At 59.6% G+C, this 14,982-nt stretch carries 15 protein-coding genes and 1 pseudogene; 11 read left to right on the top strand and 5 right to left on the bottom strand.

Annotated elements, in window-relative coordinates; translation table 11 throughout:
• Nucleotides 1-200: 200 nt before the first annotated feature.
• Both WDN46_11335 and WDN46_11340 read left to right on the top strand, forming a co-directional pair.
• Nucleotides 201-974, top strand: coding sequence for an alpha/beta hydrolase (locus WDN46_11335; GenBank protein MEJ0093996.1), 774 nt, complete (start codon nt 201-203; stop codon nt 972-974).
• On the top strand, nt 971-1,264 hold the full coding sequence (locus tag WDN46_11340; protein MEJ0093997.1) for a hypothetical protein: 294 nt from the start codon (nt 971-973) through the stop codon (nt 1,262-1,264). Before WDN46_11335 ends, WDN46_11340 begins: the two co-directional genes overlap by 4 nt.
• Nucleotides 1,265-1,279: 15 nt before the next feature.
• On the opposite strand, the gene WDN46_11345 is transcribed toward WDN46_11340, so the two are convergent.
• The gene (locus WDN46_11345; GenBank protein ID MEJ0093998.1) at nt 1,280-1,969 is read right to left on the bottom strand and encodes a type 1 glutamine amidotransferase domain-containing protein; all 690 of its coding nucleotides are present in this window, start codon (nt 1,967-1,969) and stop codon (nt 1,280-1,282) included.
• 515 nt (nt 1,970-2,484) lie between these two features.
• Here WDN46_11345 and WDN46_11350 point away from each other — a divergent pair.
• Both WDN46_11350 and WDN46_11355 read left to right on the top strand, forming a co-directional pair.
• A complete protein-coding gene (locus WDN46_11350) occupies nt 2,485-2,865 on the top strand; it encodes a nuclear transport factor 2 family protein (protein ID MEJ0093999.1) in 381 nt (126 codons plus the stop codon).
• Nucleotides 2,844-3,479 carry a DNA-3-methyladenine glycosylase gene (locus WDN46_11355; GenBank protein ID MEJ0094000.1) on the top strand — a complete coding sequence of 212 codons (636 nt, stop codon included), beginning with the start codon at nt 2,844-2,846 and terminating at the stop codon, nt 3,477-3,479. The genes WDN46_11350 and WDN46_11355 overlap by 22 nt, the downstream gene beginning before the upstream one ends.
• Before the next feature lie 124 nt (nt 3,480-3,603).
• Here WDN46_11355 and WDN46_11360 read toward each other — a convergent pair whose 3' ends face one another.
• Nucleotides 3,604-4,476 carry an NmrA family NAD(P)-binding protein gene (locus WDN46_11360; protein ID MEJ0094001.1) on the bottom strand — a complete coding sequence of 291 codons (873 nt, stop codon included), beginning with the start codon at nt 4,474-4,476 and terminating at the stop codon, nt 3,604-3,606.
• Between the two features lie 63 nt (nt 4,477-4,539).
• A complete protein-coding gene (locus WDN46_11365; protein ID MEJ0094002.1) occupies nt 4,540-5,256 on the bottom strand; it encodes a flavin reductase family protein in 717 nt (238 codons plus the stop codon).
• 189 nt (nt 5,257-5,445) lie between these two features.
• On the opposite strand from WDN46_11365, the gene WDN46_11370 reads away from it, so the two are divergent.
• Together WDN46_11370 and WDN46_11375 are read left to right on the top strand one after the other, a co-directional pair.
• Nucleotides 5,446-5,712 carry a hypothetical protein gene (locus WDN46_11370; protein MEJ0094003.1) on the top strand — a complete coding sequence of 89 codons (267 nt, stop codon included), beginning with the start codon at nt 5,446-5,448 and terminating at the stop codon, nt 5,710-5,712.
• A complete protein-coding gene (locus WDN46_11375; GenBank protein ID MEJ0094004.1) occupies nt 5,699-6,268 on the top strand; it encodes a TetR/AcrR family transcriptional regulator in 570 nt (189 codons plus the stop codon). Before WDN46_11370 ends, WDN46_11375 begins: the two co-directional genes overlap by 14 nt.
• A 260-nt stretch (nt 6,269-6,528) precedes the next feature.
• On the opposite strand, the gene WDN46_11380 is transcribed toward WDN46_11375, so the two are convergent.
• Nucleotides 6,529-7,152, bottom strand: a complete 624-nt coding sequence (locus WDN46_11380) for an IS5 family transposase (protein ID MEJ0094005.1) — start codon at nt 7,150-7,152, stop codon at nt 6,529-6,531.
• Nucleotides 7,119-7,289, bottom strand: a pseudogene (locus WDN46_11385) (transposase). The gene WDN46_11380 and the pseudogene WDN46_11385 overlap by 34 nt, the downstream one beginning before the upstream one ends.
• Nucleotides 7,290-7,561: 272 nt before the next feature.
• Between WDN46_11385 and WDN46_11390 the strand changes: the two are divergent.
• From WDN46_11390 to WDN46_11410, 5 genes are all read left to right on the top strand, one after another.
• A protein-coding gene (locus WDN46_11390; protein MEJ0094006.1) for an IS5 family transposase occupies nt 7,562-8,319 on the top strand; the annotation gives its coding sequence in 2 pieces (ribosomal slippage) (nt 7,562-7,901 and nt 7,901-8,319; 759 coding nt in all).
• Nucleotides 8,320-8,516: 197 nt separating this feature from the next.
• Nucleotides 8,517-9,044: a hypothetical protein gene (locus WDN46_11395; protein ID MEJ0094007.1), complete on the top strand. Its 528-nt coding sequence runs from the start codon at nt 8,517-8,519 to the stop codon at nt 9,042-9,044.
• 45 nt (nt 9,045-9,089) lie between these two features.
• Entirely contained in the window at nt 9,090-10,259 is a 1,170-nt protein-coding gene (locus WDN46_11400; GenBank protein ID MEJ0094008.1) for an efflux RND transporter periplasmic adaptor subunit, read from the top strand.
• Nucleotides 10,256-13,369 carry an efflux RND transporter permease subunit gene (locus WDN46_11405; GenBank protein ID MEJ0094009.1) on the top strand — a complete coding sequence of 1,038 codons (3,114 nt, stop codon included), beginning with the start codon at nt 10,256-10,258 and terminating at the stop codon, nt 13,367-13,369. Before WDN46_11400 ends, WDN46_11405 begins: the two co-directional genes overlap by 4 nt.
• Nucleotides 13,370-13,513: 144 nt before the next feature.
• Nucleotides 13,514-14,416 carry a DUF1289 domain-containing protein gene (locus WDN46_11410; protein MEJ0094010.1) on the top strand — a complete coding sequence of 301 codons (903 nt, stop codon included), beginning with the start codon at nt 13,514-13,516 and terminating at the stop codon, nt 14,414-14,416.
• Nucleotides 14,417-14,982: the final 566 nt, after the last annotated feature.

Consider the following 14,982-nt stretch of genomic DNA (forward strand, 5'->3'; position numbering starts at 1 on the left):
TGAACAAAACTAATCGCAAATTTCTTCTCCCTTCGACGCCAACAAGCGCGGCGTTCGCGGCGCCACGGTTCGCTGCGCGCCGGCCGCCGAGAGGCGGTGAAGGGGAAGGGGACTTCAACATCGACATTCGGTGCGCCGTTTGTGTTTGCGCCGGGCAGATTCTGCCGCACACCCTCACGATCGAAAGAAGATAGATGATGATGATGATGAATAGACGTATTTTTTTGGCCGCGATGATGGCCGGCGCCGCCGCCTCGCTGATTTCTACCCGGGGCATGGCCGAAATCCCCGCTCCGCCGAAGGCGCGCAACGTCGTCCTCGTGCATGGACTGTTCGCCGATGGATCCAGCTGGGCCGAGGTGATCGCGCGATTGCAGGCGGCAGGCCTTAATGCCACGGCCGTGCAAAACCCTCTGACGACGCTGCCTGAAGCGGTAGCATCCGCGGAGCGCGTGCTGGCGCGACAGGACGGCCCGACGGTTTTGGTCGGACATTCCTTCTCGGGAATGATCGTGACGGAGGCCGGCATGCATCCAAACGTCTCGGCTCTTGTCTATGTGGCGGCGAGGGCGCCGGATGCGGGCGAGGACTACGGGGCGTTGGCCAAGACATTTCCGACGCCGCCTGCATCCGCCGGCGTCATCTTCGACGGTGACGAGGGGCGCCTCAGCGAGGCCGCCTTTTTGCGCGATTTCGCCGGCGACCTGCCGGAAGCGAAGGCGAAGGTGCTCTATGCCGTCCAGGAACCGTTCCAAAAGGCTCTGCTCACAGGCAGGACCACGCAGGCGGCCTGGCGGTCGAAGCCAAGTTTCTATGCCGTTTCGACGGAAGACCGGACGATCAATCCCGATCTCGAACGCTTCATGGCCAAACGCATGGGAGCCAAGACCATCGAACTGAAATCAAGCCATCTCTCGCTGATCTCACATCCCGACGAGATTACCCAGCTGATCCTGGAAGCCGCCGGACATTGAAACTAGCGACGCGGCCGGGGACCACAAAGGCGCGCAGGTATGGCGCGCCGGCCGGAATCAATCTCCTCAACGATGCTCGCCGTCTAGCCCACATAAACACGGCGGCGCAACGTTGGGGCGCGGCGCGAGGGATCGAAGATCTAGCCAATGCGACCAATGATCTCGCGAAGCAAGCGGGTGACGGATCGGTTCAATATCAGGACTTTGAGGAAATCCTCGGCCTGTTGCACGCGGGCGGCTTTTTTGACAGAGACAAAGGCGAGGGAGGCGCGCATGTCGCGCCTCCCTGACGTCATTGGGCCTGACTATTTCCCGTTCTTTTTCAGCGCATCAATCAGAAGCTTCGCGGCCGGGCCGGACGAGGCCGGATTCTGGCCAGTGATCAGCTGGCCGTCGGCGGCTGTGTGAACGCCCCAGTTCTTGACCTTGGAAAAAGTGGCGCCGAGCCTCATCAGTTCGTCCTCGACAAGGAAGGGCACAACTTTCGTCAATGCTACCTCGTCTTCCTCGCCATTGGTGAAGCCGGTCACGGTCTTGCCCGCGACGAGCAGCTTGCCGTCCGGGGTCTTGACATGACGCAGCGCGCCGGAAGAGTGGCAGACCACCGCGAAGGTCTTGCCCGCGGCCAGGAAGGATTCGAGCAGCTTGATTGAGTTTTTGTCTTCGGCGAGATCCCACATCGGCCCATGACCGCCAGGGTAGAAGACGGTATCGTAGTCCTCCTGCTTGACGCTATCGAGGCGCACTGTTCTGTCGAGCTGGGCTTCGGCGTCGGCGTCCTTCTCGAACCGGCGGGTGATGTCGGTCTGGAAATTCGGCTCGTTGCTCTTGGGATCTAGCGGCGGACGGCCGCCCTTGGGCGATGCAAGGGTGATCTGGGCGCCGGCATCCTTGAAGACATAGTAAGGCGCCGCCAATTCCTCCAGCCAGAAACCGGTCTTGCGCCCCGTATTGCCGAGCTGGTCATGGGAGGTAAGAACCATCAGGACCTTCATAATGCGCTCCTTTCCGTAGTCGTTGCAGAGTGACTCGGGTGATTATGCTAGTCGCCTGTAGGGTCGTGGTCGGAAGGCGCAGACGCTCGATTTGATTTGGGAGCCGCGTTTCCGGCCTCGCCCGAGCTGTTGCCGTCACAATGATGCGTGTCTTCTCGGCCAACGGCCTCGTGGCCTTGGACCCGATCCCCGAGTGCGGCCGGCGAGATGGGCTCTTCGCTCAGGGCTTCATTTCTAGGGCCCTCCCCAGACGATATCAAGGTCGAGCGGCTCCAATTGCGGCGGCGCATTTGGCTCGGGCGGGATCTTTGACGTCGCCGTCGCTTTTGACGAAGCTGACTACGTTTCGTGCGGCGGCGGTCGAACCTGTGCGAATTATCTGCTTTCCGGCAGCGCAATTTGGTGCTGCGATGATAGCTACAGGCGCGAAGCGGCCTAAGGTGAAAAGCGGCCATTTCCCAATTTTGGCCTCTCGGCAGCTACAACATTGACGGCGATGGTCAAGGAGATCTGATATGGAAGATCGAGAGATTCGAGCGGATCTGGACCGCCACTGGGCCGCCTCCGACGCGAACGACTTCGAAGAGGAGCATCAGATTTACCGAGAGGATGCGGTGCTCGAATATCCTCAATCGGGCGAGCGCATCCGCGGGCGGCGGAAAATACAGTCGTCTCGCGCAGCGCAGCCGAACCGGAAGCGCTTCACAGTGAGGCGGATAATCGGCGCGGGCGACCTTTGGGTCACTGAATATATTCTAACCTATGATGGGCGGCCGTCTTACACCGTGAGCATCATGGAGTTCCTCGATGGGAAGGTCGCCCGCGAGACCCAGTATTTCGGCGATCCGTTCGAACCGGGGCCTTCGCGCGCGCAATGGGTCGAGCGGATGCTTTGAAGCCTCGGCGCCGTAATGATGGCCATCTGCCGCTCGCTCGCTCCGATCTGCCGATCGATACGGCGTCCCTCGCCCGCTATCTCATTGGCAAGACGTTGGTGCGGGAGTTGCCTGAAGGCATCGTCAGCGGTCGCATTGTTGAGACCGAGGCTTATGTCGTCGGCGACGCCGCCGGGCACGCCTACCGGGGGATGACACAGCGTAATCACTCGCTGTTTCTCGAGCGCGGACACGCCTATATTTATTTCGCCTATGGCAGCTCATACATGGTGAATGTTTCGAGCGAGACGCCCGGGATCGGAGCCGGCGTCCTGATCAGGGCGCTCGAGCCGCTCGAAGGCATTCCGATCATGCAGCTAAATCGCGGCATCGAGCGCTTGCGAGACTTGGCGCGAGGACCAGGAAGGCTCGCTGCCGCGTTGCGGGTTGATCGTCGGCTTGACGGGCTCGATCTTTGTCAGGCCGGTCCGCTGTGGCTGGGACGCGATGATCACGAACCCGGCGAAATCGGGCAAAGCATCAGGATCGGCATTTCGCGGGATGCAAACCGACTCCTGCGATTTTATCTTCGGAACAGTCCGTTCGTCAGCGGTCCAAGATCGCTCAAGGAATAAGAGACTGTTACAGTCGCCCTCGTCCTTTTTTTGGAGGAGAGTGAGGACCCGGAGCCCGTTTCCTACGCAGACGCCCCCGTCCTACTGCACGAACTCCTCCGCCGCATACGAATGCGGTGGCCGCTCAGGATGCCAGGGGATAGTGCAACTCGAAAGCCGCCCTGTTCGCGTTGATAAAATCCTCGATCGTCATCAACGGCTGACCAATGATCTTCGCACCAATGCTGTCGATGCCTGCGAGGAGTCCCTCCTGCTGATCGATCGTCACGGCCTCGAAGTGCTTGCGCATCGCCGACGCATCCTGAAGGCCGAGCAGTTCAAGAAACGTCGATACGGTGGCATGCTCGTAGGGCAGGTCCTTGCCGAGGACGCGACCCACCTCCGCTGCGAGCTCCTCATGGCTATATTCAACCGGTCCGTGCAGCGCATAGGCGTTGCCCGCGTGGCTTTCCGGCTTTTCGAGGATGCCGACGATAATCCGCGCACTGTCGGCCGCGGCGAGCGGAGCAAAGCGGCTCTCCTTGCCAAAGGGCATCACGTAGCGGCCATAACGGATCTGGGGCGCGATGTAGAGCAGCCATTCCGCGAAGAAGGTGATCCGCAGATGGGTAGAGGGCACGCCCGACCAATTGAAGATCTGTTCCGAGAGCCAATGGTTCTGGGTCGCTTTGCTTCTTGCGAATGGGCGCGACTGCTTATGCGACATGTTCACGAGAAGCTCGACGCCTTGCTCTTTGGCCGCTTGGGCGAAGATAACAGCCGCCTCCACCAGCCCCCTGGCGAGGGGGTAGCAGAAATACGCACGCTGGACGCCCTCCATGGCTATGCGGACGTCGCGCAGGCTCGACAGATCGCCGAGCGCCACATGCGCGCCGAGATTCCGAAGCCGCTGAGCGCGCTCGTCGTCCCGGTGCGCGAGCGCTTTGACCTGAAAGCCGCGCTCCAACAAGAGCTTTACCGTCGGCCTGCCAGTGTCGCCGGTCGCGCCGGAAACCAAGATCGTCGTCATTGCCGCATCCCTGAGAGGTCTGTCTGAAGGCGTCAATCGCAGTGGCGCCTATCAGGAAACCTTGCCGTCGCCGGCCGGCGACCAGCTCTTTTCCGTCAGCGGCGACCAGTGAGCGTCCTTGCCGTCAAGGCGCCGCATACGAGATCCGGCCCGATCCTGAAGGACCTCATCAGCCACCGGACACGCGAAGACATTTTCACTGAGCACATATTCGCCCTCGAGACGTCCAACCGGCTGCAGCGCGGCCGTGTCGATGCGGCCATTTTCCAGCGCCAGGGCGTCAGCGACGTGGAAGCGGACGATCTTGCCGATGACCAGATGGTCGCCGACCTCTCCCATAGGGAGGATCCTTTCCAGGCGGCACTCCATCGAAATCGGCGCATCCGCCACGCGCGAAGGCTTCACCAAATGGCTGGGGGCCTTACGCAGCCCGGCCGCCTCGAATTCGTCCACCTCAGGCGCGAACTCGACAGAGGACGCGTGCATCGCATTCGCCTGCAACAGCGAAACGATGTTGACGACGAATTCTCCGGTCGCTTGGATGTTGACGAGGGTGTCTTTCAACCGCAGCCGATCCGACCTCGGCTGAATCGAGAGGCTAACCATCGGCGGCTTGCGTGAGACGACGGTGAAGAACGAGAACGGCGCCAAGTTCGGGACGCCGTCTGCGGACAGTGTGGATGCCCAGCCGATGGGCCTTGGCACGACGCTTCCGATCAACAGTCTGTAACAGGCCGTTGCGTCCATGGTTTCGGGGTCGAAGATCATCGTGCAGCTCCGCGAGAGTTTCAGGCAGATCGAATACGGTCACGACCACCGCCGTAAATGCACGACGAAGTGGAGCGCTCCGATGTCGGGTTGGTCCGCATCGACGCTCGCCGTCGCCAAATGACCGCGGGCGTTTGATCGGCCGAAACTTGGTCAGGTGAGATCAGGTTGCGGATGACGGCGGCGTCGATGATTTCGTGGGGCATCGCAGCTGAAGTAGTCAACTCCTTTGCGACCGCCGCCTTCCGCGGCCCCAATCCCGCCTGCGCCGGGGACCAGGGCTACGGAACCTTCAATCCTCATAACGACCTCTCGAAAACGGGAAAACGCCTCTCGCAGTTGCTTTCCGCACCCCGGAACGTTATGATTGCAATCATAATGATTGTATTAATGGCGATAGCAATGATTAGAGTCAAGCCGAAACGCGCGGCGGATCGAGAAGATGAAGGTTTCTAAGGCCAGAGCGTCGGTCAATCGCGACGCGATCGTCCAGGCGGCTTCCGCTCAGATTCGGGGCCGCGGATTCGATCAGCTGAGCGTCGCCGAAGTCGCTCGAGCAGCCGGCCTGACCCACGGCGCGCTCTACAGCCATTTCCCGTCGAAGGATGCGCTCGCGGTGGAGGCCACGAAGCGCGCCTTCGACGATTGCCTTCGCGATTTCACCGGCCTAACCGCCTCGGAGTTCCTGCAGCAATATCTCTCGACGGAGCACCGGGACGATCCGGAAGAGGGTTGCCCGACGGCGGCGCTGGCGTCGGAGATTCCGCGGCTGCCGACCAAGTCGCAGGCGACCTTCCGGAACGGGATCGAGGACTTCGTCGCTTTGGCGGGCGAAAGCCTCGAAGCGGTCGGCGCGGAACATGGCCATGACCGCGCCATTCTTATGTTCGCTGCGATGGTTGGCGGCGTTGCCTTGTCCCGCGCCGTCCGGAATGTTGATGAACCGGGCTCTGCCGACATTCTGCGGGCCGTTGGCGACCAGCTGCGGCTCCTCTTGTCCGTGCCTGCCTAACGCTTTACTTATTTAGCCTCGACGGTATGCGGCCGCGGAAAATCTGAGGTAGGCCCGCGCGATCGTTACATGACGCGATGTGGGCCCGCATAAAGTTAAAGTGATTGGTCTCAGACTCGACCAGAACATCGCGCATTGTTCCTCAGCATTCTCCGGATTGCACCGGTAGATCTCGCCGAATTGATTTTGCGCGCCATGGCTCCAGAGCAGAATTGGAGCTGAAGTCGAACGACGAAACTTACCACGCCTAGGCTCAGGACTCATTGATTGAGATAGAAGAGGACGGCGGCTGCGATGCAGATGGCGGAGAAGAAGGTGTGGGCGCATCGATCATAGCGGGTTGCGATGCGCCGCCAGTCCTTGAGCTTGGCGAACATGTTCTCGATTTTGTGACGCTGGCGGTAGAGCGTCTTGTCATAGGCAATGGGAAGCTTGCGGCTTCTGGTTGGCGGGATGCAGGGCTCGACGCCCCTGGCCTTCAGCGCGGCGCGGAACCAGTTGCTGTCGTAGCCCCTGTCGGCGATCAACATTGAAGCGGGCGGTAAAGCCTTGAGCATCAGCCGCGCGCCCTTGTGGTCGCTCATCTGGCCCTCCGAGAGCAACATGACGAGGGGCTTGCCGGCGCCGTCGCAAACGACGTGGAGCTTCGAGTTCAGTCCGCCTTTCGTGCGCCCGATACGGCGGGGAAGAGCCCCTTTTTGAGCAGGCTCGCCGCTGTGCGATGCGCCTTCAGATGCGTGGCGTCGATCATGATGCGCTCGGGCTTTGGACCTTCGCCAGCGAGCGCGGCGAATATGCGGTCGAAGACGCCGAGCCGGCTCCAGCGGATGAAGCGATTGTAAAGCGTCTTGTGCGGCCCGTAATCCTTGGGCGCATCTTTCCATTGCAGGCCGTTGCGGATCACATAGACGATTCCGCTGACCACCCGACGGTCGTCAACCCGCGGAACGCCATGCGACAGAGGAAAATGCGGCGCAAGCCGCGCCATCTGCCGCTCGCCCAACAAAAACAAATCACTCATCCCAGCCTCCCCATGCGGAGACCAGGAATCACATCTCAGGCAAATTTAATAGGTCCTGAGCCTAGCGCATCATCCCGAACGACATGTTCGACGACAATCTTTTCCGGTAAAATGATTTTGCGTGCGAATATAAGCTTGTTCGGTTTTCCTATAGTCAGCTGAAAGACCTCGACTGAAGTCTGACGGTTTAGCCCTCGTCTTAGGGCCCAGACCCATAAAATGGTTGGCGTGACAGGCGGATTGTGATTCACAGCTTCCGAAAGGAAGCGACTATGAATCGGGATCAATTCTGGCTGACGGACGCGCAGTTCGCGAAGATCGCGCCGCATCTTCCCACGGACACGCGCGGCAAGGCGCGCGTCGATGATCGCCGGGTGGTCAGCGGGATCATTCATGTGCTGAAATCTGGCGGACGCTGGATTGACGCGCCGCTGGAGTACGGGCCAAAGAAGACTCTCTACAATCGCTACGTTCGCTGGGCTGCTAAGGGCGTTTGGATCGATCTGTTCCACGCGCTTGCGCAAGCAGGCGGGCCGCCGGCGCAGGTCCTCATCGACTCCTCGGCGGTCAAGGCGCATTGCTCGGCCAGTGGCGGCAAAGGGGGGAGAAGAATCAGGCCATCGGCCGTTCGCGCGGCGGGCGCACAACCAAAATCCACGCATTGACCGATGCGGACTGCCGCCCGCTGTCTTTCATGCTCACCGGCGGCCAAATCGCCGATTGCTCGGCGGGCGCGGAGCTTATCGCGCGACTTCCTCCTTGCGAAATCCTCCATGGCGACAAGGGCTACGACGCAAATGCGATCCGTCGGCAGGTCGAGGAGCGCGGAGCTATGCCGAATATCCCGCCCAAGGCCAATCGCAGGTGGAAGAACTGCTTCTCGCCCTTCCTCTATCGAAACCGCAACGCCATCGAACGCATGTTCTGCCGCCTGAAAGACTTCAGGCGCGTGGCTACGCGCTACGACCGAAACGCATTAAACTTCCTCGCCACAGTCTGCATCGCCGCTACCGTTTGCTACTGGTTGTGAGTCTGGACCCTAGCCGAAAACCCCGGTCAAAACCCATTTTGGGAGTAATCTGCGAACAGCCCGCGTAACCGGCTATCTTGCGTATTTGTGTGCTCCCGATTAGGCAAAGGTCCGTGGAAGGATTGATCAAGGCGCCAGGCGGAAAGATGACAGCGCGAGCGACTTTTTTTTTTGCGCGCAAACAGACGGAGGCTTCGATGCGACGAGTTCTTGCCGCTGCGGCGATCGCCGTTTCTATTGGCGGCGGCGTCGTTTTCGGGCAGGTCGCCCCAAGGCCTGGCATGGGACCGACATCCCCGTTGGGCTCGATAAATTCCAACGCGCCGTCAGGACCAACGGGAATCCCTCTTGGCGCATCTGAATTGAATACGGTCGGGGAGAGTCCACTCGCCGGCGCCACGCCTTGCAACAGCGGAGCGGCGACAGCCGGCGAATCGGCTGGATTAAGCTCCACGTTCGACGGGGGCGGTTCGGCGACGATGGGGACCGGTTGCGGCTCCGGCGGATCCGGCCTGCCCCTCGGCGGAGCGGGAACTTCCGGCGTCGCAGGGTCGGCGCCAGGGTCCATGGGCAGCGGCATCCCGCTTGGCGCCACTGAGCTTGGCGTTCCGGGCGAAAGTCCGGAAACGACAGGCTCCCCGCCTCCCGACGTCCCAGGTACGCCTTGTCCCGGTCTGTCAGTGACGTCGGGCGCGCCTGGCATGTCCGCAGCGAGCCGCTGCTGATAAGATTGGAGCGCTTGCTAACAAGATCGGAATGGAGAGCATTCGATGCCGAAACGGCTTATTATTCTCGGGGCGGCGCTGCTGGTCATCGCCGCCGCGGTCGGCGTGACGGTCCGGCATAAGGACGAGGCGCAGCCGACTGCGCCAGCTGCCTCCGCTCCTTCGATTCCGGTTGTGGCGGCAACGGTCAAAAGCCACGACGTGCCCATTTATCTGATCGGCGTCGGCACCGTCATAGCCTTCAACAATGTCCAGGTGCGCAGCCAGATCACCGGACCGCTTATCTCGATCAATTTCCACCAAGGGCAGACGGTGAAGAAAGGCGATTTGCTCGCCGTCATCGATCCTCGTCCTTATCAAGCGGTCCTCGATCAAGCGACCGCTGATCGCGACCGCGATCAGGCTCAGCTTGCCAACGCGCAAGCCAATCTCGGCCGCTATACGCCGCTGGAGGAAAAGGGTTTTGCTACGTCGCAGCTGGTCGACACGCAAAAGGCGCAGGTGGCCGAGCTTCAGTCTAAGGTGGAGTCCGATGAAGCGGTCATCGAAAGCGCAAAGGTAAATCTTTCATATACTCAGCTGACTGCGCCAATCGATGGCGTCACCGGCATCCGGCAGATCGATCAAGGCAACATCATTCACCCCTCGGATCCGAACGGCCTGGTCGACGTCACGCAGATCCAGCCGATATCGTTGATCTTCACGCTGCCTGAGACAAATTTCACCGAAATCCAGCAGGAAATGGCCAAGGGGCCGGTCAAGGTCCTCGCCTACACTCAGGACGACAAGACGAAGCTCGACGAAGGCAAGCTCCTGCTGATCGATAACCAAATCATTCAAACGACCGGAACGATAAGATTACGAGCCACATTTCCAAATGCCCAGCACATGCTTTGGCCGGGCGAACTCGTCAACGCGCGGCTGCTTCTCAGAACTCAAAAAGACGGATTGACGATCCCTGTTGCAGCCGTGCAGCAAGGTCAGAAGGGGTCCTACGTCTACGTGATTGCGAACGATGGGACAGCGCAGATACGCCCAGTGACTGTCGCTCAGATCAGCCAGGGCCAAGCTCTCATCGATTCCGGCCTCAGCGCGAACGAAAGGGTCGTCGCCGACGGCCAATACAGGCTCCAACCCGGTTCTCGCGTTCACGAGCTGCATGGCGAAGCCGCACGTGAATCCGATCTGCAAAGCTCGGAGCAGGAAATCCCATGAACCTCTCGGCGCCATTCGTTCAGCGGCCAATAGCGACGGCGCTATTGATGGCGGGGCTGCTGCTCTGCGGCTTGGTCACTTACCGGCTGCTGCCGGTCGCCTCGCTTCCAAACGTCAATTTCCCAACCATCGCGATTTCCGCGGAGCTTCCGGGCGCCGATCCCCAGACGATGGCGTCCACGGTCGCAACGCCGCTTGAGCAGCAGTTGAGCCAAATTCCCGGCGTCACACAGTTGACCTCATCGAGCGCGCTTGGCTACACGCAGCTCACAGTACAATTCGAGCTCAGTCGCGAAATCGACGGCGCGGCGACGGATGTTTTGGCCGCAATCAATGCAGCGGCCCCATATCTGCCGACCGATTTGCCGTATCCGCCGACGATCCGGAAGGTCAATCCGGCTGATGCTCCGATAATGCTTCTGGCCCTTACCTCCGATTCGTTGCCGATGACGACAGTCGACGCCTACGCAGAAAATATTCTGCTGCCGAAGATCTCAACAATATCCGGCGTCGGTCTCGTCGGAATAGGCGGCCAGCAAAAGCCCGCGATCCGCGTTCAGGTTGATCCGCAAGCGCTCGCTTCGCGAAATATCAGCCTCGAGGATGTTCGCGCGGTGCTGAGCGAAGCGAACGTCGATCTGCCGAAAGGGACGCTCAACAGTCCGCGTCAGACGTTTACGCTCAATACGAATGATCAGCTTCTGAAGCCTGAAGCCTATGACGATCTGATCATTGCATATCGCAACGGCTCGCCGGTGCGCATTCGCGACATAGGAAAGGCGATCGACGGACCTGAAAATGATTTGCTGGGCGGCTGGTACAACAAGCAACAAGCCGTCGTTCTCGTCATTCAACGTTTGCCTGGCGCCAACGTTATAAAGACAGTGGACACTATCAAAGCGATATTGCCCCAGCTCCAAGCGTCAATCCCGCCCGCCATCAAGGTCTCGATCGCCTCGGACCGCACGCTGACTATACGCGCCTCCGTCGCCGATGTGCAATTTACTTTGATGCTGACCGTCGCGCTTGTAGTGATGGTGATATTCATATTCCTGCGCAATTTCTGGGCGACGGTTATTCCCGCCGTCACAGTGCCGCTTTCACTTATCGGCACGTTTGCGGTTTTGTACGAACTTAATTTCAGCCTCGACAATCTGTCGCTTATGGCGCTCTCGATAGCGGTCGGCTTCGTGGTCGACGATGCGGTCGTGGTGATCGAAAACATCGTTCGCTATCTTGAAGAGGGCCTTACGCCCATGGAGGCCGCGCTCAAAGGAGCGGGAGAAATCGGCTTCACGATCGTTTCGATTACGCTGTCGTTGATCGCGGTGTTTATCCCGTTGTTCCTGATGGGCGGTTACGTCGGCAAATTATTCCAGGAATTCGCCGTAACCATCAGCGTCTCGCTGATTCTCTCGCTTATCATTTCGCTCACGCTGACGCCGATGATGTGCGCGCGTCTGCTCAAGGATCAGTCGAGAAAACAGCACGGTTGGGTCTACCGGCTATTCGAGCGCGGCTTTGACGGTCTGCTGGCGTTGTACGAACGCGGCCTCAAGATCGTTCTGCGGCATCAGTTTGCGACGCTGCTCGTGATGTTGGGGACGATCGCTTTCACGGGCTATCTTTATGCCGTCATTCCCAAAGGCTTCTTTCCTGAGCAGGACACCGGACTGCTTCAGGGCATCACCGAGGCGGCGACGGATATCTCATTCCCCGCCATGGTCGAGCGCCAACAGGCGCTCATGGATGTCGTCCTGAAGGATCCGGCGGTCGACTCGGTCTCCGACTACATTGGCCCCGGAGGCTCGACGCCGACGCTCAATCAGGGGCGCGTCTACATCGTCTTGAAGCCGCTCAAAGAACGCGGCGTCAGCGCGCAGCAGGTCATGGATCGGTTGGCTCCTCAACTCGCCAAAGTGCAGGGCATCCGTCTCTTTTTGCAGGCGACGCAAGACATCGTCATTGGCGGCCGGCTCTCGAAGACGCTGTATCAATACACTCTTTCCGACCCCGATCTGGACGAACTCAATCACTGGACGACGGTCTACCTCGATAAATTCAAGACGATTCCGGGAATGATCGACGTCAGCACGGACCAGGAGAATGGCGGCCCGCTGCTCAATGTGACGGTCAATCGGGAGGTGGCGTCGAGTTTTGGAATTCTGCCTTCGACAATTGACAACATTCTTGACGACGCCTTCGGCCAGCGCATCGTCTCCACCATGTACACGGCGCTCAATCAGTATCATGTCGTTCTTGAGGTCGCGCCGAAATTTCAGTACGGCCCGGAAGCGCTTGCCGGCATCTATGTCAGCTCTTCAACTGGCCAGCAGGTTCCTCTGACCACAGTGGTGAAAAGCAATATTGAGCCGTTGCCGATCGTGGTCAATCACCAGGGAATGTTTCCCTCCGTTACGATCTCATTCAACTTGAAGCCCGGCGTGGCGCTCGGAAATGTCGTCGCGGCGGTCGGTCAATTTGATCGAGAGAGCGGCAAACCAGCATCATTGATGACGGGCTTCCAAGGCAACGCCCGCGCCTACCAAAATGCACTGGCGGGCACGCCCGTGCTAATAGCGGCGGCGCTGGTCGTCATCTACATCATCCTCGGCGTGCTCTATGAAAGCATGGTCCATCCGATCACCATCCTTTCGACGCTGCCATCCGCCGGCATAGGCGCGTTGTTGTTGCTGATGGCCGTTCGTCTCGATCTCAGCGTGATCGCCATCATCGGCATCATTTTGTTGATTGGAATTGTGAAGAAAAACGGCATCATGCTGGTGGACTTCGCGCTGGAGGTGCAGCGAAACGAACGATTGTCCCCGGAGGAGTCGATCTACCGCTCCTGTACCCTCCGCTTCCGGCCTATCCTTATGACAACCATGGCGGCGCTCCTCGGCGGCGTGCCCTTGATGCTTAACAAGGGCAACGGAGCGGAACTGCGCCAGCCGCTCGGATATACGATCGTCGGCGGTCTACTAGTGTCGCAGCTTCTGACGCTCTATACGACTCCAGTCGTCTATTTATATCTCGACCGGCTTGAAAAATGGACGCAACGCCTGATGCGCGGTCCGAAAAAGCCTGACGCGGGTGGAGCTGGCGCATGAGACCGGGCTGTCGTTATGTTCGCTTCAACCCGTTTCCCTGGATATCCGAGGCCATGGATCTCAAGAAAGAGAAGAATTTCTTTGAGACCGGCGTCATCGAATATCATCTTTCATAGTCATATGTTGATCCGGTAGGGGACGCTGATGATTTCTAGTCCCTGCATAGGACTCTGCCGCATTGATGAAAGTGTGAGCCTGTGCCTCGGCTGCGCCCGCACGCGCGACGAGATCGCGACGTGGGGAAAGACGTCGCGCGACGAACGAAACCGGGTGTGGGCTGAATTGCCTGCTCGGCGCGAGCGTCTGGGCTTGGGCTTGCACCGGCTCGGATGGAGCGTCGACGAATTGCAGTCGTTCATCGTGGATACGCTGCGATTCGGCGGCGGCGCTTGGGTATCCGGCATTTACGGCGCCGTCGCGGAGTTCTTTATCGACGAGGGAGAGCATGTCGATCTCGATACCAGAGAGCGGGATGTCGTCGCCCGCACGTCTCGAGGCGCAATCTCGTTCGAGGCGTCGGAACATATCCGAGCCTTTGCGTTCGGCTCCTCCTTAGATCCGGCGGCCCACGACGTCATCATTCTCGCGGTGTCGCGGGAGCGCGCGACGCTATTGCCGCTGTTTGGCCTGACTTGCCTTGGAGCAGATGCGGCGGCTATCGACGGCGAACGCCGGAGCGAAACGCTCTATGACTTCGGACTCGGCAGGATGGCCGCGGGGTTTGGCATCCGCACTGCGCGGCCCGATCTCGTGACGAGCCTCGGTAGATGCGTCGGCATGAAATGGCCGGAGCTGTTAGCCTCGATCGGCAGCGAACTGCTTCGCGTTTCGCCGACGCGGGTCGTTCGAAGCTCGGTGGGAAGAATAGAGGTGTTCACGCCGATCCCATCTCCGGGCGACGCATCGCCCCAAGGACCTCACACGCACTTTTTGCCGGACCATCTCGCCATCGGCGGAGATCTGCCGCCGTCCTTGCAAATTCCCGACGCCTATATTCCTTGCGCAATTCACTATCCCGCAAAGTCCGCCGTGCTCTTGTCCGATTGACGTTTCAGCGGACGATCCACGTCGTCTTGGGACTGCCCGACGAAGGCGACCTCGTTCTCTTAGGAGGAGCGACAACCCGCCGCTGGTCAAGATTTGGGAGCAAGCGCCGGCGTTGCGCGCAGCGGCGATGCGCTTAAATTATTGCCCGCAAGCGATTTTCTTCCGCGCCGCGAAAAGACTTTTCTGTCCTTCACGAGTGATGATGTGCAGCATCGTATTGATATTGCGTCTTTTTTCTATCTTTAGCGTGGGCGGGCGACATTCCCTTGACGCTCGGCTGAACGCCGTTAGAATTGTGGCGAGGCGAGGGTGCGCAAAGAGAGCGCCGCACTCGAACCATAACCCCTCAGTGCGTTTGTCATAGGCCGCGTTGGCGGATTGTCGTCAGCTAGCGTCCGCATCACCTTGGCGGGTTTTATTGGACAAATCTTTGACAATCGGCTTCATCCTCTCATAGCTCATTGATATTGCTTGTAAATATGATGAGTTAAACCATCCCTACCGCCCTATTCGGGCGGCGATTTGATTTTGAGCATTCGCGATCCAGTTTCAGCATCCACCCCGGA

The organism is Methylocella sp., from assembly GCA_037200525.1.
Classification (GTDB): Bacteria; Pseudomonadota; Alphaproteobacteria; order Rhizobiales; family Beijerinckiaceae; genus Methylocapsa.

What these genes read in the sequence shown, in the direction of transcription:
- WDN46_11335 (MEJ0093996.1), top strand. Translation starts at nt 201, where the DNA reads ATGATGATGAATAGACGTATTTTTTTGGCCGCGATGATGGCCGGCGCC.
- WDN46_11345 (MEJ0093998.1), bottom strand. Translation starts at nt 1,969, where the DNA reads ATGAAGGTCCTGATGGTTCTTACCTCCCATGACCAGCTCGGCAATACG.
- WDN46_11350 (MEJ0093999.1), top strand. Translation starts at nt 2,485, where the DNA reads ATGGAAGATCGAGAGATTCGAGCGGATCTGGACCGCCACTGGGCCGCC.
- WDN46_11355 (MEJ0094000.1), top strand. Translation starts at nt 2,844, where the DNA reads ATGGGTCGAGCGGATGCTTTGAAGCCTCGGCGCCGTAATGATGGCCAT.
- WDN46_11365 (MEJ0094002.1), bottom strand. Translation starts at nt 5,256, where the DNA reads ATGATCTTCGACCCCGAAACCATGGACGCAACGGCCTGTTACAGACTG.
- WDN46_11370 (MEJ0094003.1), top strand. Translation starts at nt 5,446, where the DNA reads ATGATTTCGTGGGGCATCGCAGCTGAAGTAGTCAACTCCTTTGCGACC.
- WDN46_11375 (MEJ0094004.1), top strand. Translation starts at nt 5,699, where the DNA reads ATGAAGGTTTCTAAGGCCAGAGCGTCGGTCAATCGCGACGCGATCGTC.
- WDN46_11380 (MEJ0094005.1), bottom strand. Translation starts at nt 7,152, where the DNA reads ATGGAAAGATGCGCCCAAGGATTACGGGCCGCACAAGACGCTTTACAA.
- WDN46_11395 (MEJ0094007.1), top strand. Translation starts at nt 8,517, where the DNA reads ATGCGACGAGTTCTTGCCGCTGCGGCGATCGCCGTTTCTATTGGCGGC.
- WDN46_11400 (MEJ0094008.1), top strand. Translation starts at nt 9,090, where the DNA reads ATGCCGAAACGGCTTATTATTCTCGGGGCGGCGCTGCTGGTCATCGCC.
- WDN46_11405 (MEJ0094009.1), top strand. Translation starts at nt 10,256, where the DNA reads ATGAACCTCTCGGCGCCATTCGTTCAGCGGCCAATAGCGACGGCGCTA.
- WDN46_11410 (MEJ0094010.1), top strand. Translation starts at nt 13,514, where the DNA reads ATGATTTCTAGTCCCTGCATAGGACTCTGCCGCATTGATGAAAGTGTG.